Source organism: Campylobacter sp. VBCF_01 NA2 (assembly GCF_027797205.1).
Taxonomy (GTDB): Bacteria; Campylobacterota; Campylobacteria; order Campylobacterales; family Campylobacteraceae; genus Campylobacter_B.
In genome coordinates this window covers 561,068-587,034 of the sequence record NZ_CP115607.1, presented here as the reverse complement: position 1 = coordinate 587,034, position 25,967 = coordinate 561,068, and the positions used below count along the sequence as shown (strand labels likewise).

General features: G+C 41.8%; 29 protein-coding genes. 12 read left to right on the top strand and 17 right to left on the bottom strand.

Annotated features, from left to right (window positions below):
* Window positions 1–87 precede the first annotated feature (87 nt).
* From PF027_RS03140 to PF027_RS03130, 3 genes are read right to left on the bottom strand one after another with little or no spacing between them, the layout of a single operon-like run.
* Window positions 88–663 (bottom strand): cytidylate kinase-like family protein, encoded by a 576-nt coding sequence (locus PF027_RS03140; RefSeq protein WP_270871271.1) that lies wholly within the window; start codon window positions 661–663, stop codon window positions 88–90.
* Between the two features lie 9 nt (window positions 664–672).
* Window positions 673–1,365 (bottom strand): LrgB family protein, encoded by a 693-nt coding sequence (locus PF027_RS03135; RefSeq protein ID WP_270871270.1) that lies wholly within the window; start codon window positions 1,363–1,365, stop codon window positions 673–675.
* Window positions 1,362–1,745: a CidA/LrgA family protein gene (locus tag PF027_RS03130; RefSeq protein WP_270861882.1), complete on the bottom strand. Its 384-nt coding sequence runs from the start codon at window positions 1,743–1,745 to the stop codon at window positions 1,362–1,364. Before PF027_RS03130 ends, PF027_RS03135 begins: the two co-directional genes overlap by 4 nt.
* 145 nt (window positions 1,746–1,890) lie before the next feature.
* Here PF027_RS03130 and PF027_RS03125 point away from each other — a divergent pair, with 145 nt between their 5' ends.
* Window positions 1,891–3,078: an ammonia-forming cytochrome c nitrite reductase subunit c552 gene (locus tag PF027_RS03125; protein ID WP_270861883.1), complete on the top strand. Its 1,188-nt coding sequence runs from the start codon at window positions 1,891–1,893 to the stop codon at window positions 3,076–3,078.
* 74 nt (window positions 3,079–3,152) lie between these two features.
* Here the strand turns inward: PF027_RS03125 and PF027_RS03120 are convergent, their stop codons facing one another.
* From PF027_RS03120 to PF027_RS03085, 8 genes are all read right to left on the bottom strand, one after another.
* Window positions 3,153–3,392 carry a hypothetical protein gene (locus PF027_RS03120; protein WP_270871975.1) on the bottom strand — a complete coding sequence of 80 codons (240 nt, stop codon included), beginning with the start codon at window positions 3,390–3,392 and terminating at the stop codon, window positions 3,153–3,155.
* Window positions 3,393–5,432, bottom strand: a complete 2,040-nt coding sequence (locus tag PF027_RS03115) for a TRAP transporter permease (RefSeq protein ID WP_270871976.1) — start codon at window positions 5,430–5,432, stop codon at window positions 3,393–3,395.
* Between the two features lie 8 nt (window positions 5,433–5,440).
* Window positions 5,441–6,382 carry a TAXI family TRAP transporter solute-binding subunit gene (locus PF027_RS03110; protein ID WP_270871977.1) on the bottom strand — a complete coding sequence of 314 codons (942 nt, stop codon included), beginning with the start codon at window positions 6,380–6,382 and terminating at the stop codon, window positions 5,441–5,443.
* 74 nt (window positions 6,383–6,456) lie between these two features.
* Complete coding sequence (gene folP, locus PF027_RS03105) at window positions 6,457–7,593, bottom strand: dihydropteroate synthase (RefSeq protein ID WP_270871978.1); 1,137 nt, start codon at window positions 7,591–7,593, stop codon at window positions 6,457–6,459.
* Window positions 7,593–8,210 carry a DNA polymerase III subunit delta' gene (locus PF027_RS03100; RefSeq protein WP_270871979.1) on the bottom strand — a complete coding sequence of 206 codons (618 nt, stop codon included), beginning with the start codon at window positions 8,208–8,210 and terminating at the stop codon, window positions 7,593–7,595. Before PF027_RS03100 ends, folP begins: the two co-directional genes overlap by 1 nt.
* The gene (locus tag PF027_RS03095; protein ID WP_270871265.1) at window positions 8,207–8,740 is read right to left on the bottom strand and encodes a HobA family DNA replication regulator; all 534 of its coding nucleotides are present in this window, start codon (window positions 8,738–8,740) and stop codon (window positions 8,207–8,209) included. Before PF027_RS03095 ends, PF027_RS03100 begins: the two co-directional genes overlap by 4 nt.
* Window positions 8,740–9,945, bottom strand: a complete 1,206-nt coding sequence (locus tag PF027_RS03090; protein WP_270859097.1) for an aspartate kinase — start codon at window positions 9,943–9,945, stop codon at window positions 8,740–8,742. Before PF027_RS03090 ends, PF027_RS03095 begins: the two co-directional genes overlap by 1 nt.
* Window positions 9,945–10,409 (bottom strand): RNA pyrophosphohydrolase, encoded by a 465-nt coding sequence (locus PF027_RS03085; RefSeq protein ID WP_270859098.1) that lies wholly within the window; start codon window positions 10,407–10,409, stop codon window positions 9,945–9,947. Before PF027_RS03085 ends, PF027_RS03090 begins: the two co-directional genes overlap by 1 nt.
* Before the next feature lie 113 nt (window positions 10,410–10,522).
* Here PF027_RS03085 and hemW point away from each other — a divergent pair, with 113 nt between their 5' ends.
* The 5 genes from hemW to PF027_RS03060 are packed head-to-tail and all read left to right on the top strand — an operon-like array spanning window position 10,523 to window position 15,008.
* Window positions 10,523–11,581 carry a radical SAM family heme chaperone HemW gene (gene hemW / locus PF027_RS03080; protein WP_270871980.1) on the top strand — a complete coding sequence of 353 codons (1,059 nt, stop codon included), beginning with the start codon at window positions 10,523–10,525 and terminating at the stop codon, window positions 11,579–11,581.
* 57 nt (window positions 11,582–11,638) lie between these two features.
* Window positions 11,639–12,157, top strand: coding sequence for a Sec-independent protein translocase protein TatB (gene tatB / locus PF027_RS03075; protein WP_270871981.1), 519 nt, complete (start codon window positions 11,639–11,641; stop codon window positions 12,155–12,157).
* 3 nt (window positions 12,158–12,160) lie between these two features.
* Window positions 12,161–12,946 (top strand): twin-arginine translocase subunit TatC, encoded by a 786-nt coding sequence (gene tatC, locus PF027_RS03070; RefSeq protein ID WP_270871982.1) that lies wholly within the window; start codon window positions 12,161–12,163, stop codon window positions 12,944–12,946.
* Window positions 12,946–13,962 (top strand): tRNA preQ1(34) S-adenosylmethionine ribosyltransferase-isomerase QueA, encoded by a 1,017-nt coding sequence (gene queA / locus PF027_RS03065; RefSeq protein WP_270877351.1) that lies wholly within the window; start codon window positions 12,946–12,948, stop codon window positions 13,960–13,962. Before tatC ends, queA begins: the two co-directional genes overlap by 1 nt.
* Window positions 13,959–15,008 carry a hypothetical protein gene (locus tag PF027_RS03060; RefSeq protein ID WP_270877350.1) on the top strand — a complete coding sequence of 350 codons (1,050 nt, stop codon included), beginning with the start codon at window positions 13,959–13,961 and terminating at the stop codon, window positions 15,006–15,008. Before queA ends, PF027_RS03060 begins: the two co-directional genes overlap by 4 nt.
* A gap of 43 nt (window positions 15,009–15,051) precedes the next feature.
* Here the strand turns inward: PF027_RS03060 and rpsR are convergent, their stop codons facing one another.
* From rpsR to PF027_RS03030, 6 genes are all read right to left on the bottom strand, one after another.
* Window positions 15,052–15,312 carry a 30S ribosomal protein S18 gene (gene rpsR / locus PF027_RS03055; protein ID WP_270859103.1) on the bottom strand — a complete coding sequence of 87 codons (261 nt, stop codon included), beginning with the start codon at window positions 15,310–15,312 and terminating at the stop codon, window positions 15,052–15,054.
* A gap of 13 nt (window positions 15,313–15,325) precedes the next feature.
* The gene (locus PF027_RS03050) at window positions 15,326–15,913 is read right to left on the bottom strand and encodes a single-stranded DNA-binding protein (RefSeq protein ID WP_270877349.1); all 588 of its coding nucleotides are present in this window, start codon (window positions 15,911–15,913) and stop codon (window positions 15,326–15,328) included.
* An 11-nt stretch (window positions 15,914–15,924) separates the two neighbouring features.
* Window positions 15,925–16,332: a 30S ribosomal protein S6 gene (gene rpsF / locus PF027_RS03045; RefSeq protein WP_270859105.1), complete on the bottom strand. Its 408-nt coding sequence runs from the start codon at window positions 16,330–16,332 to the stop codon at window positions 15,925–15,927.
* A gap of 109 nt (window positions 16,333–16,441) precedes the next feature.
* Entirely contained in the window at window positions 16,442–17,425 is a 984-nt protein-coding gene (locus tag PF027_RS03040; RefSeq protein ID WP_270866387.1) for a DNA polymerase III subunit delta, read from the bottom strand.
* Entirely contained in the window at window positions 17,425–19,347 is a 1,923-nt protein-coding gene (locus tag PF027_RS03035; protein ID WP_270877348.1) for an RNB domain-containing ribonuclease, read from the bottom strand. The genes PF027_RS03040 and PF027_RS03035 overlap by 1 nt, the downstream gene beginning before the upstream one ends.
* A complete protein-coding gene (locus PF027_RS03030) occupies window positions 19,344–20,144 on the bottom strand; it encodes a hypothetical protein (protein WP_270873150.1) in 801 nt (266 codons plus the stop codon). Before PF027_RS03030 ends, PF027_RS03035 begins: the two co-directional genes overlap by 4 nt.
* A gap of 109 nt (window positions 20,145–20,253) precedes the next feature.
* Here PF027_RS03030 and ilvC point away from each other — a divergent pair, with 109 nt between their 5' ends.
* Genes ilvC through PF027_RS03000 form a run of 6 tightly spaced genes read left to right on the top strand, consistent with a single transcriptional unit; the run spans window position 20,254 to window position 25,960 of the window.
* Window positions 20,254–21,276, top strand: a complete 1,023-nt coding sequence (gene ilvC, locus PF027_RS03025; protein WP_270861900.1) for a ketol-acid reductoisomerase — start codon at window positions 20,254–20,256, stop codon at window positions 21,274–21,276.
* Between the two features lie 2 nt (window positions 21,277–21,278).
* A complete protein-coding gene (locus PF027_RS03020) occupies window positions 21,279–22,370 on the top strand; it encodes a divergent polysaccharide deacetylase family protein (RefSeq protein ID WP_270877347.1) in 1,092 nt (363 codons plus the stop codon).
* Complete coding sequence (locus tag PF027_RS03015; protein ID WP_270871986.1) at window positions 22,354–23,145, top strand: DNA-processing protein DprA; 792 nt, start codon at window positions 22,354–22,356, stop codon at window positions 23,143–23,145. The genes PF027_RS03020 and PF027_RS03015 overlap by 17 nt, the downstream gene beginning before the upstream one ends.
* 19 nt (window positions 23,146–23,164) lie before the next feature.
* Window positions 23,165–23,557 carry a Holliday junction resolvase RuvX gene (gene ruvX / locus PF027_RS03010; protein ID WP_270871987.1) on the top strand — a complete coding sequence of 131 codons (393 nt, stop codon included), beginning with the start codon at window positions 23,165–23,167 and terminating at the stop codon, window positions 23,555–23,557.
* 36 nt (window positions 23,558–23,593) lie between these two features.
* Entirely contained in the window at window positions 23,594–24,712 is a 1,119-nt protein-coding gene (gene proB, locus PF027_RS03005) for a glutamate 5-kinase (RefSeq protein ID WP_270871988.1), read from the top strand.
* Window positions 24,713–25,960 carry a glutamate-5-semialdehyde dehydrogenase gene (locus PF027_RS03000; RefSeq protein ID WP_270872051.1) on the top strand — a complete coding sequence of 416 codons (1,248 nt, stop codon included), beginning with the start codon at window positions 24,713–24,715 and terminating at the stop codon, window positions 25,958–25,960. It begins immediately after the preceding gene.
* Window positions 25,961–25,967 lie beyond the last annotated feature (7 nt).

The window sequence follows — 25,967 nt, the reverse complement described above, 5'->3', positions numbered from 1 at the left end:
ATTTTGAAAGCAAAATTTTTAATAAATTCTCTCAAAATTGATTGTATAAAATTTTATACTACGCGCTATAAGTTTTGAAAATTTAAATCATTTATCGCTCAAATTTTCTTTAAATTTAATCAAATTTTCCACGATTTGCGCCGCGCCATCGACACCGCAAAACGATGTGTTTATGCAGATATCGTAGTTTTGCGACGCGCCCCAAATTTCGTTCGTGTAATACCTATGAAAGCTCGCTCTGCCAGCGTCTGAGTTTTCCATAAACTCCCTGACATCGCCCTTAGTTTCGCTAGCAAGGCGAGCGAGTTTAAACTCGTCCTCAGCGCGCAAAAACACACGCAGCAAATCCCCCCTACTGCGCAAAAAATACCCAGCGCAACGCCCCAAAATTATGATATTTCCGTCATGTGCGATTTGGCGATAAATTTTGGCTATGCGTTCGCGCTTCTCTTCGTTTGCGATTTCATTGTGCGAAATGGCGTGCAAGAGCATATTTATGGGCATTTCGTTGTAGAATTCATACATCATCTCAAAGCACCCCAAAGAATCAGCTCGTTTGAGCAAATCGGCCTTTTCGAGGTAAGTATATCCTAGCCTAGCTGCCAATTTTTGGGCTAGTTCGCGCCCGCCTGCCCCTGTTTGTCTAGCGATTGTGATTACCATAAAATTTCCTTAAATAAAGTTTGCAAAAATACTGGCCCCAACCACGGTAAAAAGCCCAGTTACAGCCATCGCCAAAGACGCCATTGCGCCCTCGATATCTCCGATTTCAAGGGCTTTTGCTGTCCCCATAGCATGACTTGCGCACCCAAGCGCAATCCCCTTTGCTACGGATTTTTTTATGCGAAATAGCCTTAAAATCGCCTCTCCAAATATATTTCCTAAAATCCCCGTTGCGATTATGCACGCCATGGTCAAATTTACGATTCCGCCCAAACTCTCGCTAATGCCCATGCCAATGGGCGCGGTTACGGATTTGGGTAGCAGTGTCACATAGAGCGCATGATCTATGCCAAAAATCAAAGCCAGCGCGTAAATACTGCAAGTCCCAGCCAGCACGCCCGAAAACAGCCCCGCAAAAATCGCAACGAAATTTTTGCGCAAGAGCGAGAGTTGCTCGTATAATGGCACTGCCAAACACACCGTAATCGGCGTGAGAAAAAAGCTCACATGCGCGGCACTGGCGTTAAATTTATCGTATGGGATATCCACTAGCACCAGCGTCAAAACCGTCAAAATCGTCCCCACCAAAAGCGGGTTGAAAATCGCTAGTTTGAAGCGTTTTTTCAGATAAATTCCAGCCTGAAACGAAATCAAACACAAAAAAACGCCAAAAAACGCCGAATTTATGAGTATCTCTCTCATTTTTCGTCCTCGTAGAGCTTTTTGCGCTCTTTTTCTAGCGTTTTTTCGTAATAAATCTGCGTTACAAATCCGCTAGCACCCATTACCAAAATCGTAGAAATCACCACAATCACGATTATTGCCCAAAAATTCGCCATCAAAACATCGCCAGCTACGATGATAGCAGCCCCTGCCGGGATAAAAATCACAGGCATTATCTGCATAAAAAACGACGCGCTCTCCCTGATTTGCGAGATTTTAACCACCCTAAAAATCAAAGCCAAAAGCATAAGTATCAGCCCATAAATACTAGCCGGTATGCTAAGCGGGATAAGTTTGGATAAAATTTCAGCGCACAGAGAAATTCCTAAAATAATGCTAAATTGCTCTAAAAATTTCAAATTTCAACCTCCAAAAATTCGTCGAAATTTAGCGCAATTCGGATAAATAAAATATTAAATTTATCTAAAAAGTGTAATTTAACTAATAGAATATTTTAAGAATTCTTTTGCTAGAATAGCCTAAATTTCGACTTGGAGGGAGATTATGAGGTTTAAATTTTTAGGGCTTTTGGGACTAGGTTTCTCATTTTTGTTTGCCGCTGAGGCTGATTTCGCTGATCCAAATGTCTGTGCCACCTGCCACAGCGATGTGCATGAAGCTTGGGTCAAATCCCTACACGCGCTATCACACGAGGATTCTAACGAACTTTACAAAAAATCAATTTCATTAATCGCCAAAGAAACGGGAAATTTAGAAGAGAGTCTAACGCTATCATGCGGTCAATGCCACAACGCAAAAATGAAAATCAAAGAGCTAGATGTATCGATGAGCGTGGCGCTGTCGCTTGATCTTGGCGAGAAAGACAAGGTCAAAGAATTTACCAAAAGCGAAGATGTCAAAAACGGCATTTCGTGCTACATTTGCCACAATGTCGATAAAATCAAACCAGACCAAAGCGATCCGAGTATCTCTGGATACAAAAGCTTCTCGTGGAGCGAGGACTATGTGACTGGCCCATACGATGTGAGCGAGGCTGACGCGCTGTATCACCAAAGCCAAAAACGAGATTTTTTCCAAAACAACGACGAGCTTTGCAACTCTTGCCACCAAGGACAAGGCGGCAAATCTAAGCTTTCGATTTATAACACACAAGCTGAGGGTGCAGGCGTGCAAAACGCCAAACTTTGCGTGGATTGCCACATGGGCAAATCGACCAAAAAAATCATCGCCCCTGGCGCACCTAGGGAAGGCGCGGTTATCAGAGATATCAGATCTCACTTTTTCAACGGCGCACGCAATTCAGATATCCTAAAAGAGGCGATTGAGCTTAGATTTAATCGCTTAGGCGGCGATAAAGCGGTGATAAATTTAAAAAATTTAACCACTCACAAGGTTCCGACAGGATTTAGCGGGCGTTCGGTTGAAGTGCATGTCAGATTCAAAGACAGACTTGGCAAAATTTTATCAACGCAAAATTTAGGCGCGCTTCGTGCGATCTATACAGACAGCAGAGGCGATGAAACCCTATCGTATGCCGCAAAAACTTTGAAGGAAGATACGAGATTAAACGCCGGGGAGAGCAGAGAATTTAGCGTAACTATGCCACAAAACACCTACACCGTCGATGTCAAAATCGTCTATTATGTCCTAGCGCCACAGCTTCAAAACCTGCTCAAAGTCAAGGACGAAAGCTTCACCAAGCCTTATGAAATCATAGAAATAACTTTCTAACTCTGCTTTAAAAAGCACAATGGGGTCAAATTTGACCCCATTTTTAAATTTTAAAATTCACAAAAATATCAAATTTATCCGAGTGTGATTTTGATACCCAAAGCCCTGCAAACCATATCAAAAATTTCGATATCTAAATTTGGATTATATTCATCAAGTATAGCAAAAACCTCCGCTCTCATATCCTCGCTATGACCTGGGTGCGCCTCGTCATAAAAAGTCTTAACCAAAACAACAAGGCTAAAATTATCAATATTTTTCTGCCTCATTGCAGTTTTTAACTGCTTTGAAATTTGCCATTTGAAATTTTGCATTTAAGCTTGCTCGCCCTCTGGTTTTGCGAACCACTGCTTTACAAAAATCCCCACATAAATCGCCAAAGCAACGCCATAACAAATGTATTCGCTACTGATGAAATCGAAATATCTCACGCACATATTTGGCACGAGCATTAGCGGCACGACGCATAGCAGTAGCGCGCGCTCTAAGGCGTTGCATTTTTTCACAAACCAGCCTTGAAGCACGGAGCTAAACGCAAACATACCAATGAGCGCGCTAGCAAAAATAAGCGCGATTTGGGCGGGATCTGAGATCCATGTAATGCCCTTTGGATCCATTGGGGTGGTGATTGACTCGATTAAAAGAAGTTTGTTATTGAAAAAAAACGCAAACGGCAAAATCGCTGTTCGCAAATCATAAATAAATCCCTGCACGCCCACGATTACAGGGTTTGCCTTAGCAATACCTGCGGCGGCATACGCTGCAATTCCCACAGGCGGAGTATCATCGGCTAAAATTCCGAAATAAAACACAAACAAATGCACCGCAATCGCAGGCACAAGCAAATCATTTCTATCAGCTAAAATCAAAATCACAGGCGCAATTAGGCTAGAAACCACGATATAATTCGCCGTAGTCGGAAGCCCCATGCCTAAAATCAAGCTCATTATCGCCGTCATTAACAAAATCAACAAAATATTATCCCCAGCCACAGCCTCGACTAGATCAGATAGCACAGCTCCTAGACCAGTTAGCGAAATAGAGCCGATGATGACGCCAGCTAACGCAGTGGCGACTGCGACTGTTACCATGTTTTTCGACGCTGCGACCATAGCCCAAAAAATATCGCTAAAACCTTGGATAAAATCTTGCCTTAAAATTTGCTCTTTGTAGATTAGTTTGCGAACTGGCTCTTGCAAAACCATTATGATAAATAACACACCAATCGCATTAAACGCCGCTGCAAAGGCACTTTGCTTCAAAATCAAAAGTGTGTATAAAAGCACCATAATCGGGATTAAAAAGTGAATTCCGCTTAAAATTAGTTTTAGCTTTGAAACTCTTTTGTAGTTTGAATTTCCTTTAAGCCCTAGCTTACAGCTCTCTAAATGCACGATAAAAAATAGCCCCGCATAGCACGCAAACGCAGGAATTAGCGCAGCAATCATAATGTGCGTGTATTCCATACCCAAAAACTGCGCGATGATAAAGGCAGCCGCACCCATGATAGGTGGCATGAGTTGGCCATTTACGCCAGCTGCGACCTCGATTGCGCCCGCTTTGACTGGGCTAAGTCCTGCTTTTTTCATAAGCGGAATCGTAAAGGTTCCCACGGTAACGACATTTGCAGTCGAGCTTCCGCTAACCATGCCAGTTAGCCCACTAGCAATAACGCTAGCTTTGGCTGGTCCGCCACGAAATCTACCCAAAAGCGCAAACGCTACATTTATGAAATACTGCCCCGCACCAGCGCGCTCTAAAAGCGAACCAAAAAGCACAAATAGATAAATATAATTTGTGCTAACTCCCACAGGCACGCCAAAAACGCCCTCTGTGGTAAGAAACATGTGGCCGGCTAGCTTTTCGATACTTGCGCCACGGTGCGCGATGACATCTGGCATATACTGCCCAAAATAGCAATACAGCAAAAACAAAAATGCAATTATCGGAAGCGCTAAGCCCATCATACGGCGCCCAGCTTCGAATAAAACAAAAATTCCTAAAAACGCAATTACCACATCTCTTTGCAAATAATCGCCTGGTCTTTGCGCAATCCCGTAAAAATCAATCGCAGGATAAAGTATCGCAAATGTCCCCACAGCCAGCAAAATATAATCATAAAATGGTATGTAAAAATGCGCCTTAGAGTGCGAACGAGCAGGGAAAAGAGCGAAAATGATAAAAATCGCAAAACCTAAGTGGATAGATCTAGCGCGCGTGCCATTTATCGGAAAATACGCGATATAAAGCTGAAAAACAGCCCACGCAAAGCACACTAGCGTTACAAGCCAAAATAGCTTTTTCGACGAAAATTCTCTACTTTTTACCTCTAATACCTGCTCGTCTTTTTTCATCTACTGCCTTATTTTAAAATTCCAGCTTCTTTAAATACCGCCTCAGCCGCTGGGTGAAGTGGTGCGCTAAGACCTTCGATTAGGGATTCTTTGCTAACCAAATTTAGCGCAGGGTGGAGCTGTTTATACTCGTCAAAATTATCTAAAATAGCCTTTACGATCGCTCTTACGGCTGTATCACTCTCGCTCTCATCAGCGACTAATACAGCCTTTACGCCAATCGTCGTAGTATCGTAATCAATCCCCTCATAAAGGCCTTTTGGAATCACGCCTTTTGCGAAATATGGGTATTTTTCTACGATTTTATCAGCTGTGGCTTCATCGATACCAACCAAATCAACCGGCATAGATGTCGCTACATCGATGATATTTGCAGTCGGGTGTCCCACCATAAAGAAATATCCGTCGATTTTCTTATCTTTTAGCGCCATTGGGCACTCTTGCACGGTTAGCACGCTTCGTTGCGCCATTTTAGCTAAATCAATGCCGTATTCATTAAAAATCAAAGTGCTTGTTACTTCGTTTCCACTGCCTGGATTTCCTAAATTTATCTTTTTGCCATCTATATCAGCATAAGCCTTGATTCCGCTATCGCGCGCGACTACAAACGCCAAAAGCTCAGGATAAATCGAAATAACTGAGCGAAGTTTTGGATTTGGCTCGCCCTCGAATTTGCCCTTGCCATTGTATTTGTCATAAACGACATCGCTTTGAACGAAGCCGAAATTTAGCTCTTTTTTAAGGACATTATTGACATTATATGTCGATCCGCCTGTGGATTGAACTGAGCATTTAAAATTTTTATCGGTATTTACAAGGCGACAAATCGCAGTGCCCACAGGATAGTAAGTCCCTGTCATTCCACCTGTGCCGATATTGATAAATTCTTTCGCACTCAAACTACCTGCAAATATCGCTAACGCAGCGACACCAACACAAATTTTTCTCATATTCCCTCCTTGTGAAATTTAAGCTGATAAGTATTGCTAAATTTGGATAAAATTCTAATAAAATTTAGCCATTTTCACAACAAAATTTTATCATAAGCCGATTTTAAATCCAGCATTTGCCTGTGTTCTTTCACATCATGCACCCTGATGATACCTGCGCCATTTTGGACTGCTAGCAAATGCAAATACAACGAGCCAGACAATCTCTCTTCCACGCTTGATTTATGGTAAAAATCAATCACGCTTTTTCTGCTAGCCCCCACCAAAAGCGGTTTTTTGTGGTGCAAAAAATGCTCTAAATTTTTGATTAAAATCAAATTTTGCTCAGCCGTTTTGCCAAAGCCAATCCCCACATCCAAAATCACATCTTCCACGCCAAGCTGGACGATTTGCGCCAAATTTTGCGCGAAAAACTCATCGATCTCGCCAAGCAAATCATCGTAATGTGGCGAAATTTGCATATTTTTGGGCGAGTTTTGCATGTGCATTAGGCAGTATTTCGCGCCGTAATTTTTGATAACACTGATTAAATTTAAATTTGCGCTAATATCGTTTATAAGGCTAAATCCGTGATCTAGCGCGAAACGGGCGCAGTATTCATCAAAGCTATCAAGGCTAAATTTGACCTTTTCGTGTAAATTTTGCCTATAAATTTCGCTTATTACGCCATTTATGCGAGCAAACTCTTCTTTCCCGCCACAATACACGCTACCTGGCTTCGAGCTAACCCCGCCAATATCGATATAATCGGCTCCATCTTCAATCATCTTTTCGATTTTTGCGATTGCTTCGGTTAAATTTTGGGTGCGAGAAGCGGGATTGAAACTATCGAAATTTAAATTTAAAACCCCCATAATCTCGCAAATTTTGGGTTTTTTGAAATTTTGCCCCAAAAACTGCGCCAAATTTTTTAGCCCAAAATCCTGCGCCTTTTCTTTTTTTGAGAGAATTTCAACCTGTTTATCGTTTGCAATCAAAAGCGCGTCTGAGTTTGCCCCGCCTGTGATCACATGCTCAGCCGTTACAAGCTCTGCACCTATGCTAAGGGCATCTTGCTTTAAGATATTTGCCGCAGGGGTGCGCAAATCTTTGATATAAAAAAAGTTCAAATTTGATTTTTTGCGCATGATTTTCGCACCCTCTTTTGTGCAATTAATGCGCGCGCAAAGTGCCATAAAATCGGCACTATTTGAAATTTTAAAAATTTTCATTATTTGCCTTTGATTATCAAAAATAGCGGCGGCAATACAGCGTGGGATTTGGCGTTGTGTTCGATGAGATAGACGAGCTTGTTTATGTGTTCTAGCTCGCTAACGCTAAATTTTATCCCAGCTTCGAAGCACTCGATGACAAGTTGCATGACAAGCGATTTTAGGGCAAATTTATCGAGCGAGCCGACGCGTTCTTTGTTTATGCACTCGTTAATAAACGCATCAATCTGCCTCAAATCGATTTTTCGCAAATTTAGCCCCGTGCGCTCGCGCTTTTTCTCGCCAAGCAAATTTTGCACCATTAGCCTAGATCTAATCGTCGGCAATAAAAGCGTAATCGAGGGCGCAACGAGGAAAAATATAGTATTGCGAGGTGGCTCTTCTAGAATTTTTAAAAGCGCATTTTGCGCCTCGTCGCGAAATTTAACCGCGCTAATTACGATGATTTTGTTTTCTACCTCGGCGATATAGGCTTCGTCGATTATCTTTCTAGCTTCGTCGATTTTGAGCTCATCGCTTTCGAAAAAGCGCAAATTTTTAGGGGAAAATTCAGATAGAATTTTTGCTTTAAAACCCGCATAATCGTTCGTTATAAAAATTTGATTAATGAGTTTCAAAGCACAACTTCACCAAAAAGCACCGCGTCGATACTTTTGTTTAAAATTTTAAAGAGTTGAAGCAGTTTGATATCTAGGCTCTCATCGTTTTCGCTTAGCTGAAAGCTGTTTGGCAATGCCTCGTCAATGAGCCACAAATAGCTGTCCTCGTGGCTTTTGGCTATTTTGGCGTAAGCGTGATCGCCCCTGCCTATGTAAAAATAAATGAAGCCGTTGCTAAATGAGAGCGAGAGCATATCATTTAGCAAAGCGACCTGTTCTTGGGAGGTAATCTCTTGGTTATAAAGCGATGAAAACTCGAAAAATGGCAGAAGCGGTCTGGTGTTTTTGCTATCGTTTATCTTGCTGACGATATATTCGCCAAACCACCTTCTCTCATCATCGCACATCACCACAAACGAATACCCGCTATATAGCAGACGCATTTTTGTCGCTAATAGCGGTATCCAATGCTCTTTGCGATTTTCGAGCCACTCCATATCTCGCTCGTTTTGCAGAGTTTTAGCGCTCCAAGTGTATAAATCTTGCATTATTTATCCAAATTGTAAGCTTTATGTAACGCTCTAACTGCTAGCTCGCCGTATTTTTCAGCCACAATCATCGAAATTTTAATCTCGCTAGTTGAGATCATTTGGATATTGATACCCTCAGCTGCTAGTGTGCGAAACGCTAGCGAAGCGATACCGCTGTGGCTTTTCATACCCACGCCCACGATTGAGACTTTTACGACCTCATTATCGCTTTCGATTACGCATTTTGGATTAGAAATTACTGAGCGCATGATTTCTAGGGCTGGTTCCATTTCGTTTTGTGGGATCGTAAAGCCTAAATTTGTCGCTCCGTCAATGCCGATATTTTGGACTATCATATCTACATTTATCTCTTTTTGCGCCAAAGATGAAAAAATCTCAGCCGCAACGCCCGGTCTATCATCTACGCCTCTGATTGTGATTCTTGCTTGATTTCTATCTAATGCTATTCCGCTGATTACTGCGTCTTCCATATTTTCTTCTCCTGTTATTAGTGTTCCTTGGTTGTTATTAAAACTACTTCTAGTTACCAAATTTACTTTAAGCTTTTTGGCTAACTCTACGCTACGATTTTGCAAAACCTTAGCCCCCATGCTAGCAAGCTCTAACATCTCTTCGTAGCTGATTTTATCGAGTTTTTTAGCCTTTGGTTCGATGCGTGGATCTGTGGTATAGACTCCATCGACATCTGTGTAGATTTCGCATGTATCAGCATTTATCGCCCCAGCTATCGCCACAGCAGATAGATCGCTTCCGCCTCTGCCAAGAGTAGTGATATCGCCCTCTTCGGTAATGCCTTGAAATCCCGCTACTACGACGATTTTACCCTCTTTTATGGCTTTATTCATATTAGTCGGATCGATAAAACTAATGCGAGCTTTGGTGTGCATTGTATCGGTTACGATACCAGCCTGTCTGCCAGAAAACGCCACCGCAGGGTAGCCTTTTGCATTTAGCGCAAGGGCTAAAAGCGCGCTAGTAACCCTCTCGCCAGCACTTAGCATCATATCCATTTCGCGAGTGTTTAGATCTTTTGTAAAATACTCTCCATACTCGACCAATCTATTTGTAACGCCACTCATCGCAGATACAACTACGACTAGATCATGGCCTTCGTTTTTAGTCTTTATCACGCGCTCGGCAACCGCTTCTATGCGCTCTAATGTGCCTACGCTAGTGCCACCGTATTTTTGAACTATAAGCATTAAAGGTATCCCTCCTCTTTAAAATATTTTAAAACAAGCGCATAAATCGGCTTTTTGAAGTGATTTACATGCTTTAAAACTTGATTTGCATTTACAAATTTAAAATCATCAAATTCAGGCTTATGCGTTTTGATATCAAGCCCTTTTAGGCTTTTTAATCTTAGTAAAAAATACTTTTGCATTTGCCCGTCCCATGGGCGCATTTTTTGCGCCACAGCCTCCGGAAAATCGTAGCTGTGCCACTGCGGACACTCGGCTATAATATCGACATCATCTGTGCCTATCTCTTCTTTTAACTCGCGTAAAATTGCCATTTTTGGCGTCTCGCCCTTGTCGATACCGCCTTGGGGAAACTGCCAAGCCCCGCGTATATCACTGCGCTGGGCGATAAGCACATCACAACTAAACGGATACGAAGGCGCAAGCACGATAGCTGCGACATTTGGTCTGTAATTTTTCTCCATATTAGCTCTTTGAAAAAAATTTGCAAAATATTAGCGAAAATAGGTATAAATTTGGCTAAAATTCAAAGAATTTTTGCTAAATTTCGCCCTTTAAATTTGGCTAGGAAGAAATTTTGCATATTTATATTCATATCCCGTTTTGCACCTCAAAGTGCCCGTATTGCGCGTTTGGCTCACGCATAAACGCTTTTAAATTAGCTAAAAACTACTTTGACGCGCTGGATTTAGAAATTTCAAATTTCATTAAAAAAAATAAAAATTTCAAAATTTCAACCCTTTTTATCGGCGGCGGCACGCCAAGTGCGATTTCGGCGCAGTATTATGAAAAGATTTTTGAAAAACTCTCGCCAAATTTCGCCCAAAACGCCGAGATTACAACCGAGGCAAACCCAAATTCTGCCAAGCCCAAATGGATAGAGCAAATGCGAAAATTTGGCGTAAATCGCATAAGTTTTGGCGCACAAAGTTTCAATGATGAAAAACTCAAATTTCTAGGTCGCACGCACGGAAAAAATGAAATTTTCGAAGCCGTGGATAACGCCAAAAACGCGGGAATTTCAAATATAAATTTGGATTTGATTTATGCTAGCAAATTTGATGATAAGCAAAATTTAGAGTTCGAGCTTGCGCAGTTTGCGCGCGCGAGGGTAACGCATCTAAGCGCATACGCCCTTACCTTAGAGCCTGGCACGCCGTTTTTTGGGCGCGCAGAGTTTGCCAGAGATGATGAAAATTTGGCTAAATTTTTCTTTAAAAAAGCTAGCGAACTAGGCTTTACGCAATACGAAATTTCAAATTTCGCCAAAAATGACAGGCGTTGCGCGCACAATGTGGCGTATTGGAGTGGCGAGGATTACGCTGGATTTGGCGCGCACGCTGTGGGCACGAGCGGATTTGTGCGATACAACGGCGCAGGTAGTATCGAAGAATACATACAAAATCCGCTTGCAAAAAGCGTGGAAAATTTAAGCTTAGAGGATAAAATTTTGGAGAAAATTTTCCTTGGATTTCGCTCGTTTTTGGGCGTGAGGGGCGAAATTTTGCGCGAAAAAGAGCTTAAAAACGCCCAAATTTTAAGCGCAGAGGGCAAGCTAGATTTCAAAAACGGCGTTTTTTACAATCCAAATTTCTTGCTAGCCGACGAAATCGCCCTATTTGTGAGCGAGCATTAAATTTAATATTAATGAAGTTTTAGCTAAAATACGCAATCTTTTTGTTTAGGAATTTTAATGTTTGGTATCAGTTTCCCTGAAATTACGATAATTTTAATCGTCGCAGTCATCGCCCTAGGCCCTGAAAAGCTCCCTAGCGCGCTAGTTGAGATTGCAAAATACTTCAAAGTCATCAAAAAATCAATCAACGATGCAAAGGCCACTTTCGACCAAGAAGTCCGCATAGCCGAACTCAAAGAGGACGCCAAAAAATACAAAGAAAGCATTAACAAAACCACAGAAACCATGCGCAAAAAGCTTACCTTTGAAGAGCTTGACGAGATAAAAAGCGGGCTAAATTCGGTCAAAGATACGCTAAATGCAGGGCTAAGTGATATAGAAAGCTCTGTTAATACCACGCTAAATGAAGCGGAAAATTCGCTAAATTCTAAGCAAAATTCTACGCAAAATTTAGCGCAAAATTCTACGCCAAATTCGGCACAGGAGCAACCGCAAGCGCAACCAGAAGCGCACCCGCAGTCAGAAGCGCACCCGCAGGCGCAAAATTCAAATCCAACACAAAATTCAAAAGAGTAAAATATGTTCGAAGAGTTAAAACCACACCTTGCCGAGCTTCGCAAACGCCTAGTTATCTGCGTAATCACGGTAATTCTTATGTTTGTCGTATGCTTTAATTATTGGGAAATAATCTTAGATTTTATGAAAGCCCCACTTGTCAAAGTCCTTCCAGATGACGGCAAAGTCGTATTCACCCAGCTTGGCGAAACCTTTTTTACAGCGATGAAGGTTTCGTTTTTTACCTCGCTTTTGCTCTCTATGCCGATAATTTTCTGGCAAGCGTGGCTTTTCGTCGCCCCAGGGCTGTATGATAACGAAAAAAAATATGTAATTCCATTTGTGCTAAGCGCTAGTGTGATGTTTTTTTTAGGGGCTGCGTTTTGTTATTATTTCGTAATTCCAGTAGCTTTTAACTTTTTGATAAATTTCGGTGGTGAGGCATACTCTGCTATGCTTAAAATCGGCGAATATGTCGGGTTTTTCACAAAATTAGTTGTGGCTTTTGGCATTAGTTTTGAGCTTCCAGTAGTTACATTTTTCCTAGCCAAACTAGGGCTTATCACAAACAAAAGCCTGACTAGTTTTTTCCGCTTTGCGATTGTTATAATCTTTGTTTTTGCCGCGATTATGACACCGCCTGATGTTTTGAGCCAATTCATGCTAGCTGGTCCGCTAATCGTGCTTTACGCCCTTTCAATCCTTATCGCAAAAATGGTAAATCCATACAAAGCAGACGATGATGAGGATGAGGCAGACGAGGACGAAGAGAGCGAGAAAAGCGCACAAGGCGCAGTAAAAGAGGCGTAATGGATCTAAATTTAGTAGATAGCTATGATTACCACCTGCCGCCAAATTTGATCGCAAACGCCCCACTAATGCCAAAAGAGAGCGCAAGGCTTTTGGTTTATGAGAGAGAAAAAAATAAAATTTCACACCTTAAATTTGGAGATTTATCTGAAATTTTGCCACCTTGCGAGATTATATTTAACGATACCAAGGTCATAAAAGCGCGAATTTTCGGGGCTAAATCAAGCGGCGGCAAGATTGAGCTTTTGCTAAATTCGCCGTTAAATGATAATAAATTTAGCGCATATATCAGAGGGCGAGTAAGTGTGGGTAGCGAGCTAGTTTTTGATAAAAATTTGCGCGCGCGGGTCGTAGAGTGCTGTGAAGATGGGCTTAGAGTGGTGGAGTTTAGCCGTGATAATCGCGCGCTTGGCACGCACGAAATTTTCGCTCTCACCGATGAAATCGGCCATGTCCCGCTACCGCCATATATCAAGCGCGAAGACACCAAAGACGATGAGAGCTGGTATCAAAGCATTTTCGCGCGCGAGGCTGGGGCTGTGGCGGCTCCGACTGCGAGCCTGCATTTTAGCGAGGAAATGCTACGCGCGCTTAAAGCAAATCATGGGATTTACTACATTACCCTGCATGTGGGTGCTGGGACATTTAAGCCGGTCGAGGCAAGGGATTTAAGAGAGCATAAAATGCACTCCGAATTTTACAGCATTGCGCAAGATACGGCTGGTATTTTAAAAAGCGATAAAAAAATTTTAGGTGTAGGCACTACGGTTACTAGAACTGTGGAAAATTTCGCACGAAATGGCGCGAGATGTGGGGCTTGTGAGCTGTTTTTGCACCCAAATAATCCGCCTATTAGGCAAAATTATCTGCTTACAAATTTTCACTTACCAAAATCTACTTTAATTATGCTGGTTGCTAGCTTCATCGGCCTTGAAAAGACCCTTGAAATTTACCGCGAAGCAGTGGAGCAAAAGTATAGATTTTATTCTTATGGCGACGGGATGATAATACTATGATTAAAGATTACGCGTTACTTGGGATTTTAGGACTTTTGGCATTAGTTTTGGTGTATAGAATCGTATTTCGCAAGGCACTTAGGCGCAGGGCGTATAAGGGCGATATTTTCCCTAAAAAAGAGCCAGTCGAAATAAAACCTGTAAAAAAGAAAATTATCCCAATAAATCAAGTTGATATCTTAAAACCGCTTAAATTTCAAAGTGAAATTTTATTCGAAGAGTGTAGCAGATACGATAGCTCGGTCTTTATCAAATTCCCGCCAGACGCGCCACGCTATTATGACGGATATGTGATAAATCTCTCAAATGCGATTTACCATATTTGCCTATTTTTCTTGCAAAATGTCAAAGACCCTACTCTTATAAAAATCGTATTTTCCGTGCGAGATGATAAGCCAGGACTATCAAGAATGCAACTCTTAGTCGATATCAGCGTCAAAAAAGAGATCCGCACCACATATATCCACAACCTAAAAACTGCCCTCATAAGCGGTAAGCTCATAAACGACCCATACATTTCCAAAGCCAAACAAAGCATAGGCGATGTCGGCAAAATCGCGGAGCTAAGCAACGATAATGGCGGAACCCATATCAAATTGCACGCTCAATGCTCGTATTTGGAGCAAGAAAACAGACTAAGAGCCAAAAAATACAATTATCAAATTTTAATCGCGCATAAAGATAAAGAAATTTTCGATGATTTGAAGGATTTTTTAGATAGCACGGGTTGTAATGTAGTGCCAAACAACACCTGGGAAAATCTCAAAACACACCTAGCAGACCGCATTTACAAGGCTGATATCGTGCTAATTGATAGCGAGATTTTGCGCACAGACTCGACTGCGATTGCTTATTTAAATTTAATCGACAAGGAAGAGACACATTTCGTATTTTTGCGCAAAAATGCAAATTCGCAAAAAGCATTAAATGATTTGAAATTTAACTTTTTTAAGCTGGATATGCCGTATTTCCACGATGAAATTTACGCTATTTTGGATCTAGTAAAACAGCTAAAAATAGACAAAGACTTTTTGAAAGTAGAGTAAAAAGATAAAAAATAGGCTAGGAAAAATCCTAGCCTAAGAAAAATTATAGATTTTCAAATGGGTTTGTAACGACTTCGTTGTGATCTACGACATAAGGGATAAGAGCTGCTTGGCGAGCGCGTTTGATTGCTTTCTCAACCATCTCTTGGTATTTTTTGCTAGTGCCAGTTAGGCGTCTTGGCATGATTTTAAAACGCTCTGAAAGGCAATATTTTAATAACCCTGTGTCTTTGTAATCGATAAATTCGATTTTAGCCTCTGTAAATCTGCAATATTTTCTGCTATATTTTCTTTTTTCTGCCATTGTTTTTCCTTAATTAAAATGGAATTGTATCGTTGCCTTCGTCATATTTGTCCGAATCAACATCATATTCTGGAATTTGGCTCTCATAGCTCTCTTTTTTCGGTGCTTCATAGTGATTTTGTGTGGTTTGGTTCGCGCCATATCCGCCAGAGCTTTGGCGATTTGGGTTAGAGTAGTTTGAGTGTTGATTGTATCCGCCACCATAACTATTACCGCTATTTGCGCCGTAATTTCCACTATTTGCACCATAGCTATTGTTTCCGCCATTTCCACCTTGTGGAGCACTTAGCATTTCCATAGACTCTACCACTACGCTGTGTTTTGAGCGGTTTTGACCATTTTGGTCTTGCCATTGATCGAGCTTTAAACGCCCCTCAACTAGCACTTTTGAGCCTTTTCTTAAATATTGATTTGCGATTTCTGCTGTGCGTCCCCAAAAATCAATGTCAATAAAGCAAGTCTCTTCGCGTTTTTCGCCATTTCCGCCATTAAATTTACGAGTTACAGCAATGCCAGTTTTACCGATTGCGGTGCCAGTTTGTAAATATCTAAGCTCAATATCGCGAGTTAAATTTCCAACCAAAACTACTTTATTAAACATCTAAAATCCTTTTATTCAGCGGTTTGCTCTGCTTGCTCTTTTGCCTCAGGTGCTACGCGTGGTTCGCGCTCTTTTTTAGCTGGGCTAAGTTTAATGCCTTTGCTTAATTTTTCCCATGCCAAAACCTCGCGTTTTGTCTCGTATTTCACAGTCAAAAATCTAATAATATCCTCTGTGATACGCAAATTTCTAACTAGCTCAGCAATCAAGCTTGGCTCGGCAGTAAAATAAATGACAAAATAAACACCGCGCTCATATTTATCGATTTTATAGGCAAGTTTGCGTGCGCCCATTTCGATGACAGAAGCGATATTTCCGCCATTTTTTGTAATGATTTCTTTAACGAAATCAACTTTTGTTTTTACTTCATCATCAGTCAGCGTAGGCTTGACAATGAATAAAACCTCGTAATTTCTCATAAATTCTCCTTATGGATTTTTAGCTCGCAAATGTAATCTGCGGGCAAGGATTTTGCAAAAAATGCAACCTGTATATTACAAAATTTTGACTTAATCTTTGCTTTTTAGCCTAGTTTTTCTTTGATAAAATTCTTTGCAATTCCAAAAGCGAGGCGAGCAAATACTCATCTTTGATTAAATTTTTCTCGCTTTTTAGCGCAAATTCGAGTTTATTTAAATGGATAAAAATTTTGCGAAATAAATTTTCATTTAAACTTTGAGCGTATGTTTTTAGCTTGTTTGCGATATTTGGCGGCGGAGTGTATCCGAAAATCACCTTAAAATCGGAATTATTCGCGGTTTTTATCGAGATATGAAGCCTAAAAATTCTATGCAAAAATCTGTAAAATTGATTTATCAGCTCCATGTCGTTGTATCCGCCATTTTGAGCCAATCTATAAAAATCCTTGCGAAAATCGCTAAGGGTGAAAATTTTATCGAAAAGCTCCTCGTAGCTTATCTCGCTCAGTCCATAGACCATATCATTTACATTTTCCAAATTTAGCTCAATCCCCAAATTTGCGAATTTTTCAATCTCGGCTGCGCTTAAATTTAGGTTTTCGTTGTGAATTTGATAAATTCTATTTAGCGCGGCGCTGTTTGCGAAAATCCCCACCATTTCGCACTTTTGCGCTAGCAATCCCATAGCTTCCTTCATACTGCTTGGGCGGAAAAACCTCACCTCATTTCCGCCAAACTCCCGCACAAAATCGCTACTTGCCGCACCCTCGCTCTCGTTTAATTCATAGATTAAATGGTTGTTTTCGTCGTTTTTGCAATACTCAATCAAACGGCGAATTTCATCTTTTTTTATGCAAGAGTTCGTTTTTATATGAAGTGTGTTGCTCTCGCCAAAAAGCGATGGCTCCAAAAAGCTCTTTGCTACGCTAAATTCATACTCGCCAAAATACAAACTCATAAAATTTTCGGCCCCATAAATTTGCTTTAATCTCCAAGCATAAAGCTCGTTTTGAAAGTCATCTACGCCTCGAAGCAAGATAAAATTCGCCACATTTCCAGAAGCAATCCTAGCATCAAAATCTCTTTTATACATTATATTTTTTTCACCACTCTTCCCATAATCACGCCACTTGCGATATTTGCGTCTGTGATTTCGACCAAAACTGGCGTTAAAATATCACCAGTAAAATTTGTAATAAAAATTTTCGCACCCTTAAATTTATCATCGAGTTTAGCAGTTACGACATTTGCATTTTCGTCGATATAGCAGCGAAATTTAGCCCCCAAATTCTCTCTCGCCCAGCGCGCAAATTTACGATCCATAAAGTCAAATGCGACCTTATCAGCCTCTCTTTCTAGCTCATTTAGCCTCTCGCAAGTCGCGTCTATGTTTAAAAGCAGGTAATTATAAAATTTCTCATCGCCCCTGCTTTGCGCCTTTAAAAGCCTGTGTAAAATCAAATCCGAATACCGCCTAATCGGACTTGTAAAATGAGTGTATGTATCAAAACCAAGCCCAAAATGGCCGCGTGAAATCGAGCCGTATTCGGCGCGTTTTTGCGCTTTGATTATGAGTTTATCGACCTCTTCTCGCATGCCAAGCGCGTCGGCTTGGGCTTGGATTTCGCCTATCATTTTTGCCAAATTTGGCTTATAAATCGCGTCTATTCCAAACAGCGCCAAATCGTCCAATAAAGCGAAAATTTTCTTTAATTCAGCCGCGCCGTGATTGCGGAAAACGCCCGTTTCTATGCGCTTTGCGGCGGCTTTGTTAGCTAGAAGCATACAATCTTCTATTAGCTTGTGTGAGGGCGTATCGCTCTCAAATCTAGTCGATTTTAAAAGCCCCGCCTCATCGATACTCATGCGAAGTTCTTTTGTGCGAAAGTCAAATCCATGCTTTAATCTTTGCGCTCTAAGTTTTTCGCAAAGCTCATTTAACGGAAGCAGCCAGTCTAGGATTTCGCTCTCGCAGCCACTTTTTGTGCGCAAAATCTCATCGACCTCATCGTAGTTAAAACGCCTTTTTGATTTGATTATGCCTGAAAACAGCTCCTCGCTAATCACGCTCAAATTTTCATCAAGGCAAATTTTAAAAACAAATGCTAATCGCGGTAAATTCGGCATTAGCGAGCAGATATTTTCGCTAAGCTCGCGCGGAAGCATTGGGACGGATTTATGCGGGAAATATATCGAAAACCCTCTTACCTTCGCCTCCTTGTCAATCGGCGAGTATTCGCTGACATACTCGCTCACATCGGCGATTGCGACATAGACTGTGCGATTTTTTTTATCATAATAAATCGCGTCGTCAAAGTCCTTGGCGTCGATTGGATCAATCGTGCAAAAGCTCAAATTTTGCAAATCCACGCGCTCAGGATAGAGCGTAGGATCGACCGACGAGCCAAAGCTAAGGGCTTGTTCCTTGCAGGCTTCGTTAAATTCGTCATTTTTGTTATAAATCGCAAGTGAAATTTTCTCATCGACCCACGGATCGTCTAAATTCCCTAAAACTTCGCAAATTTCATTGCTTAAATTATCAATTTTCAAAAGCGTGCCAGGTGGAAGCATTTTAAGCGATTTTTGCGTGGCTTTGAGCGGGTTTGCAAGGCCTGTTTTGACATTTACGCCCAAAATTTCGCGCCCGAAATTCTTCGTATAAACCACGCTTGATGAAAAGGCAGGTTTTACGCACATTAGCACCTTTGCGTGGATTCTAGCCTTTTTTGAGTTGATGATTTTTGCTAGGATTATATCGCCTAAATGCACGCCATTTAGGTATTTATTTTCGATTATCAAATCTTTTTTATATCTATCATCGTAGCTTTGCAAATACCCAGTCCCATCGCGCGCGATATCAAGCCTGCCAAAAACATAGCTATTATTTAGATAAATTTTGCCTTTGTGAGAGCTCAATGCGCCTAAATTTAGCAGATTTCGCACTAGCTCTTTTTGGTCAGAATTTAGATTTTTTTCCACCACTCCAAGGCTAAGCGAGCTTAGAAATTCCTTCATAATCCAGCCCTTATTTTAGCTTCGAAAAACGCCTCTTGCTCCAAGCCAAATTCCACTAGCAAATTTAGCGCATTATCGATACTGCGCTCATCGAAGCAGTGATAGATCCCCATTACGGTTTTGGCTACTTTTAGCATTTCGTATCGCCTCGCACTCTCAAATGGCGCTTCATCGATTAAATCAGAAAAATATATGTCTTTGGCGATTTTTTCTAGCCCAAAATGCTTAAACAAAACCTCCCCCACGCTCTCTCTACTCATACCGGTAAATCGCATTTCCACATCGGTGAAATCCTGCGGGAAAAGGCAGTTTTTGATATGCAGATAAAACTCGCTGTTTTTATCGTGCTTAGCGATATACTCGCTGATAAAAACCCTGCCAAAATCCATTAAAATCACGCTAGATAGGATATCAGGCGAAATCTCTGGGTAAAATTTAATCCACTCTTTCAAAAACAAATGTCTTTTTAGCGAAATTTCATTAAACCTAGCACGATCTGTCTTATAACACTCGAAATTTAGCTCAAATTTACCCTTAAAAATACTAAACAAAAATAGCGCCCTAACCCCCTCTCGTCCGTAAAATTTAAAGGCGTTTGGAAGGGTTTTTTCCATGCTGATTTGCGCAAAAGTGCTAAATGCGTAGTCTAGTATCCTACTCTCAAATTCTGGGTTATTCATAATCTGAAAAATAACCTCATCATCGCTACTAGCGTTTTCAAATGAGCTTAAAATTTTTAAAATTTTATCGTTAAATTTAGGCATTGAAGCGATTTTTTCGCTAATAAAGCTTTGCATATCTACATTTTCCGTTCATAAATTTTGCGTTTATAATATCACAAAAAAGCTACATAAAAGCATTTTTGCGCTAAAATCACGCAAAATTTTTTTTTGAAAAGGATGGCTCATGGCAATTACCGTGTATTACGACAAAGACTGCGATTTAAATTTAATTCGCTCAAAAAAAGTGGCTATGATTGGCTTTGGATCACAAGGTCACGCTCACGCTGAAAATTTACGCGATAGTGGCGTAGAAGTAGTAGTCGGACTAAAAAAAGGTGGCGCAAGCTGGAAAAAGGCCGAGGACAAGGGTTTTAAAGTATTAAGCGTAGCTGATGCGACAAAAGTGGCAGATGTCATAATGATACTAACCCCAGATGAATTTCAAGCCGAAATTTACAAAAACGAAATCGAGCCAAATTTAAAAGACGGCGCAGCAATCGCGTTTGCTCACGGATTTAATATCCACTTCGGACAAATCAAGGCTCCAAAAAACATAGATGTAATTATGATAGCGCCAAAAGCCCCAGGACACACTGTGCGCAATGAATTTGTAAATGGTGGTGGAATCCCAGATCTAATCGCAGTAGAGCAAAACGCTTCTGGCAAGGCAAAAGAGATCGCTCTAAGCTACGCTAGCGCGATTGGTGGCGGTAGAAGCGGTATCATCGAGACTACATTTAAAGACGAGACCGAAACAGACCTATTTGGCGAACAAGCAGTTTTGTGCGGTGGTCTATGCTCGCTAATAAATGCTGGTTTTGAGACCCTAGTAGAGGCTGGATACGCCCCAGAAATGGCGTATTTTGAGTGCTTACACGAAATGAAACTAATCGTAGATTTGATCTATCAAGGCGGTATGGCTGATATGAGATACTCTATCTCAAACACAGCTGAATTTGGCGATTATGTCAGCGGGCCACGCGTCATCAACGAACAATCAAAAGCCGAAATGAAAAAAATCCTAAAAGAGATCCAAGACGGAACTTTTGCGAAAAACTTCATTTTAGAGCGCCAAGCTGGCTATGTCAAAATGAACGCAGAGCGCAATATGACCGCAAACGCGCTGATTACCAAGACAGGCGAAAGACTTCGTGGTATGATGCCATGGATCGCAAGTGGCAAAATCATCGACAAAGATAAAAACTAATCTTGGCTAAAAAACGCACCAAAGGGCGCAAAAACGCGCCCTTATTAAATTTCAATCCAAATTTCATAAAATACATTTTAATCGCAATTTTTTGCTTTACCTGCGCCGCTCTTTCGTATGCCGTGCTAAATAAATTTTTCAAAAACGAGCCAAAAATTGTGCTTAAAGTCCCGCGTGATGAGAATAAAAGCGAAATTTCAAAACCCATAATTCAAAAAGATAAAAATTTGAGCATGGCAAAACCTGCACCCCAAATTTCGCCTGAGATAAAAGAGCAAAATTTAACCCAAATTTCAAAAACAAAAGAGGAAATTATCGAGGAAGAACTAGCCAAAATCGCAGCCCAAAGTATAGGCGAAATCACGCCAAAATCGCAGGAAAAAACAGAGCCAAAAATTTCAGCCCCTAGCAATAAACCAGCCAAAACCCTGCCAAAAGGCTCAAAACCAAAACTAGCTATCATAATGGACGATATCTCCACAAGCGCACAAATAGCGCGTATCAAGGCACTGCCGATAAAGGTTACGCCATCAATTTTCCCGCCAGCGAAAAATTACAAAAACACCCCGGCTATCGCTAAAAATTTGCAAAATTTCGCAATTCACCTGCCAATGGAGGCAGAGGTCTTCGCTCACGATGTAAAAGCGCTAAAAGTGGGCGATAGCTACAAAGAAATCGAAAAATTTCTAGCGCAAATCAGAGCTGATTTCCCGCACGCTAAATTTATCAACAACCACACAGGCTCGAAATTTACGGCAAATTCAGCCTCAATGCGAAATTTAATCAAAGCCATGCAAAAATACGATTTTTATTTCGTCGATTCTCGCACGAGCGCACAGACCAAGGCTCCCGACGAGCTTAAAAGGCAAAATTTGCGCTATGTTTATAGAGATGTTTTTATTGATAATACCGACGAGGTAAAAGCTGTGCGCCAAATGCTACAAAAAGCCGTGCAAATCGCGCAGAAAAGGGGCTTTGCCATAGCTATCGGCCACCCCAAAAAATCCACCTTCACCGCCCTAGAAAATAGCGCAGATATTTTAAACGGCGTCGAAGTCATCTATCTAGGCGAAATTTATGAATACTACAAATGAGCTAAATTTCAAAATCCCCGCCCTATCTCGCCTTGGCAAAACAGAGCCTAAAACCCTGTATTACAAGGGAAATTTAGAGCTTTTGGATATGCCAAAAATCGCAATCGTAGGCTCTCGCAAAATGAGCATTTACACCAAAAATTTAATCACAAAATTAGCCCAAAAACTCTCAAACGCTGGTATTTGCGTGGTCTCAGGGGCTGCGATTGGCTGCGATATCACGGCGCATGAGGGCGCATTTTCGCGCACAATCGCTGTTTTTGCAAACGGGCTAGATGAAATTTACCCCAAACAAAACGAGGATATGATACGCAAAATTTACGCTGGCGCCCTAGCACTGAGCGAATACGAAGACGGCACGCCTGCGCGAAATTTTCAGTTTTTAGAGCGCAACCGCATAGTAGTAGCCCTCTGCCAAGCCCTAATCGTAGCCCAAGCCGAGCCAAAATCAGGCTCGCTTCAAAGCGCGCGTATCGCAAGAGAGCTTGGGATTCCTGTCTTTGTCCTGCCGCACAGAATCGACGAGAGTATCGGCACCAACGAGCTTTTAGCCAAAAAAGACGCCACGCTAATTAGCGATTTGGATAAATTTGTGGCTAAATTTAGCGGAAAAGAAAAACCAAAAAATCTCTTTTCGCACAGCGACGAAATTTTGGATTTTGTCGCGCTAAATTCGAGCTTAGATGAAGCATTACTGAAATTTGGCGAGCGCATTTACGAATACGAATTAGAGGGAAAAATCATAATAGAAGCGACAAAAATTTCGCTTGCGTAACCTAAAAAAAGGATTCAATTTGATAGTAGCTTTCGATGTGGGACTTAAACGAATCGGCGTAGCAATCAGCCCAAATGGCGCACTAGCCCTTCCTAGCGAGCCTATTTTGCGTAAAAACCGCAACCAAGCCGCCAGGGAAGCTAGCGAGTTTTTGCGCGAAAGGGGAGCGCAAAAGCTCGTCGTTGGCCTTCCCAAAGGCGGTGCTAGCGAAGAAGAAATGGAGCGTCGCATAAAACATTTTGTCTCGCTTTTAGAATTTAATGGCGAAATTTGCTACCAAGACGAGAGCTTTTCTAGTGTCGAGGCGAAGGAATTCGCGCTAAAAAGCACGAAAAAAAGCGGTGTAAATGAGAAATTTGATAGCGTCGCAGCGATGATAATTTTAGAGCGATTTTTGGCGAAAAATGGCTAAATTTAGGTAAAATACCAAAATTTCAAAAGGCAAAAAATGAGAAAAAATCTACTAAAAAACACCAAACGAATCGTTATCAAAGTAGGCACCAGCACGCTAACTCACAGTGACGGCTCGCTAAATGAGGGCTTTATCAAATCGCTCGTGGCTCAAATTTGCGAACTCAAAAAACAAGGCTTTGGGGTCGTGCTCGTAACCTCTGGCGCGGTCGGGGCTGGTATGGGCATACTAAAAATCGAGCAAAAACCAAAAGAGCTAAGCGCCAAACAAGCCCTAGCCGCCGTGGGACAGGTCGCTTTAATGCACCTGTATGAGAGGCTTTTTTGGGCGCATGATGAGATTATCGCGCAACTTTTGCTGACGCGCATTGATTTTAGCGACCGCGCGCGCTATCTAAGTGCGCGAAATGTCGCTACCGCCCTGCTTTCGCAAGGCATTATCCCTATCATCAACGAAAACGATCCAGTCAGTGGCGATGAGCTCAAAATCGGCGATAACGACACGATGAGCGCGCTAGTAACCGGGCTAATCGACGCTGATTTGCTCGTGCTTTTAAGCGATATCGACGGGCTTTATGATAAAAACCCTAGCACGAACCCTGACGCAAAACTGATAAAAATCGTAAATTTTATCGACGAAAACACCCTTAAAATGGCAGGCGATGTGGGGTCGAAATTTGGCACTGGGGGCATGGCAACAAAGCTTGGTGCTGCTAAAATGGCTACTAAAATCGGCGCAAATATGATAATCGCAAATGGAAAAGAGAGTAAAATTTTAGCCAAAATCATCGCTGGCGAGGAGGTCGGAACGATTTTTTGCAAAGAGGAAAAATCCATTAGCGCGAAAAAATACTGGCTCGCTTATGGTGCCAATGTGCGTGGCGCAATCAGCCTTGATGAGGGCGCATGCAAAGCCATAAAAAACGGCAAAAGCGTGCTAGGCGTGGGGATTGTGGGAGTGAGTGGCGAGTTTGAGCGGGGCGATGTCATCGAAATACTGGGCGCGGATTCACAGCGCATCGCGCGCGGTATCGCAAACTACTGCGCCTCTGAAATTTCGCTGATTATGGGGAAAAAATCGAGTGAATATGAGAAAATTTTACCTAGCGTGAGCGATGATTATATCGTGCATGCAAACAATATTGTCTTAGGATAGATTATGGAAATTTTAGAATTAGCAAAACGCGCAAAACGCGCAAGCAACGAGGTCGCAAAGCTAAGTAGCAAGCAAAAAAATCAAATTTTGCTAAGCATTGCTGATGAGTTAATCGCTCAAAAAGAGTTTATCAAAGAGCAAAACCAAATCGACATAAAAAACGCGCGCGAGATAGGTATTTCCGAGGCTCTCATTGATAGACTCACGCTAAATGATAGCAGGATTAGCGCAATGAGCGTGGCTTTAAAAGAGTTAGCTAATTTTCCTGATCCAATCGGGCAGATCGTGGGAGGCTGGCGACACCAAAACGGCATGAGTATCGCCAAAGTGCGTGTGCCTCTTGGCGTAATCGCTATGATTTATGAAAGCAGACCAAATGTCAGCATAGACGCCGCCGCACTCGCGCTAAAAGCGGGCAATGCGATAATCTTGCGAGGCTCAGCTAGCGCTCTTGCCTCAAACATCTGCCTAAGCGAAATTTTTTGCCGTGTGGGAGAGAAATTTGGCCTGCCTAGCGGCGCAGTATCACTCATAAAATCCAAAGAGCGCGAAGATGTGCTAAAACTAATCCAGCTAAAAGAGTGGATCGATGTGCTAATCCCTCGCGGTGGCAAAAATCTCAAAGACTTCATCACGCAAAATGCGCAAATCCCAGTCATCATCACAGGGGCTGGCGTGTGCCACACCTTCGTCGATGAAAGCGCAAATTTAAGCAAAGCAGTAGAGATTATCAAAAACGCAAAAACCCAACGCCCAAGTGTCTGCAACGCCCTAGAATGCTTAGTTTTGCACGAAAATATCGCAAAGCAAATTTTACCGATTTTATTAAAGGAAATGAACGAAGTAGAATTTCACCTAGACGAGAAAATTTACGCGAAATTTACAAATTTCGCAAACACCAAAAAAGCGGATTCTAGCGACTTTGGCACGGAGTTTTTATCGCTAATAATGGCTGTTAAAATCGTAAAAAACACCGCCGAAGCGATTGAGTTTATCAACGAAAATTCCAGCGCGCACTCAGAAGCGATTTTAAGCCAAAATTCCGCCAATATCGAAAAATTTCTAAACGAAATCAATAGCGCAGTCGTCTATGCCAACGCTTCAACCAGATTTAGCGACGGGGGCGAGTTTGGATTCGGTGGCGAGATCGGCATAAGCACACAAAAGCTTCACGCGCGCGGTCCAATGGGCGTGGAGGCACTCACTACGACGAAATACATCGTGCGTGGCGAGGGACAAATCAGATAAGGAAAAT

What these genes read in the sequence shown, in the direction of transcription:
- PF027_RS03140 (WP_270871271.1), bottom strand. Translation starts at nt 663, where the DNA reads ATGGTAATCACAATCGCTAGACAAACAGGGGCAGGCGGGCGCGAACTA.
- PF027_RS03135 (WP_270871270.1), bottom strand. Translation starts at nt 1,365, where the DNA reads ATGAGAGAGATACTCATAAATTCGGCGTTTTTTGGCGTTTTTTTGTGT.
- PF027_RS03125 (WP_270861883.1), top strand. Translation starts at nt 1,891, where the DNA reads ATGAGGTTTAAATTTTTAGGGCTTTTGGGACTAGGTTTCTCATTTTTG.
- PF027_RS03120 (WP_270871975.1), bottom strand. Translation starts at nt 3,392, where the DNA reads ATGCAAAATTTCAAATGGCAAATTTCAAAGCAGTTAAAAACTGCAATG.
- PF027_RS03115 (WP_270871976.1), bottom strand. Translation starts at nt 5,432, where the DNA reads ATGAAAAAAGACGAGCAGGTATTAGAGGTAAAAAGTAGAGAATTTTCG.
- PF027_RS03110 (WP_270871977.1), bottom strand. Translation starts at nt 6,382, where the DNA reads ATGAGAAAAATTTGTGTTGGTGTCGCTGCGTTAGCGATATTTGCAGGT.
- folP (WP_270871978.1), bottom strand. Translation starts at nt 7,593, where the DNA reads ATGAAAATTTTTAAAATTTCAAATAGTGCCGATTTTATGGCACTTTGC.
- PF027_RS03095 (WP_270871265.1), bottom strand. Translation starts at nt 8,740, where the DNA reads ATGCAAGATTTATACACTTGGAGCGCTAAAACTCTGCAAAACGAGCGA.
- PF027_RS03090 (WP_270859097.1), bottom strand. Translation starts at nt 9,945, where the DNA reads ATGCTTATAGTTCAAAAATACGGTGGCACTAGCGTAGGCACATTAGAG.
- PF027_RS03085 (WP_270859098.1), bottom strand. Translation starts at nt 10,409, where the DNA reads ATGGAGAAAAATTACAGACCAAATGTCGCAGCTATCGTGCTTGCGCCT.
- tatB (WP_270871981.1), top strand. Translation starts at nt 11,639, where the DNA reads ATGTTTGGTATCAGTTTCCCTGAAATTACGATAATTTTAATCGTCGCA.
- tatC (WP_270871982.1), top strand. Translation starts at nt 12,161, where the DNA reads ATGTTCGAAGAGTTAAAACCACACCTTGCCGAGCTTCGCAAACGCCTA.
- queA (WP_270877351.1), top strand. Translation starts at nt 12,946, where the DNA reads ATGGATCTAAATTTAGTAGATAGCTATGATTACCACCTGCCGCCAAAT.
- PF027_RS03060 (WP_270877350.1), top strand. Translation starts at nt 13,959, where the DNA reads ATGATTAAAGATTACGCGTTACTTGGGATTTTAGGACTTTTGGCATTA.
- rpsR (WP_270859103.1), bottom strand. Translation starts at nt 15,312, where the DNA reads ATGGCAGAAAAAAGAAAATATAGCAGAAAATATTGCAGATTTACAGAG.
- PF027_RS03050 (WP_270877349.1), bottom strand. Translation starts at nt 15,913, where the DNA reads ATGTTTAATAAAGTAGTTTTGGTTGGAAATTTAACTCGCGATATTGAG.
- rpsF (WP_270859105.1), bottom strand. Translation starts at nt 16,332, where the DNA reads ATGAGAAATTACGAGGTTTTATTCATTGTCAAGCCTACGCTGACTGAT.
- PF027_RS03040 (WP_270866387.1), bottom strand. Translation starts at nt 17,425, where the DNA reads ATGTATAAAAGAGATTTTGATGCTAGGATTGCTTCTGGAAATGTGGCG.
- PF027_RS03035 (WP_270877348.1), bottom strand. Translation starts at nt 19,347, where the DNA reads ATGAAGGAATTTCTAAGCTCGCTTAGCCTTGGAGTGGTGGAAAAAAAT.
- PF027_RS03030 (WP_270873150.1), bottom strand. Translation starts at nt 20,144, where the DNA reads ATGCAAAGCTTTATTAGCGAAAAAATCGCTTCAATGCCTAAATTTAAC.
- ilvC (WP_270861900.1), top strand. Translation starts at nt 20,254, where the DNA reads ATGGCAATTACCGTGTATTACGACAAAGACTGCGATTTAAATTTAATT.
- PF027_RS03015 (WP_270871986.1), top strand. Translation starts at nt 22,354, where the DNA reads ATGAATACTACAAATGAGCTAAATTTCAAAATCCCCGCCCTATCTCGC.
- proB (WP_270871988.1), top strand. Translation starts at nt 23,594, where the DNA reads ATGAGAAAAAATCTACTAAAAAACACCAAACGAATCGTTATCAAAGTA.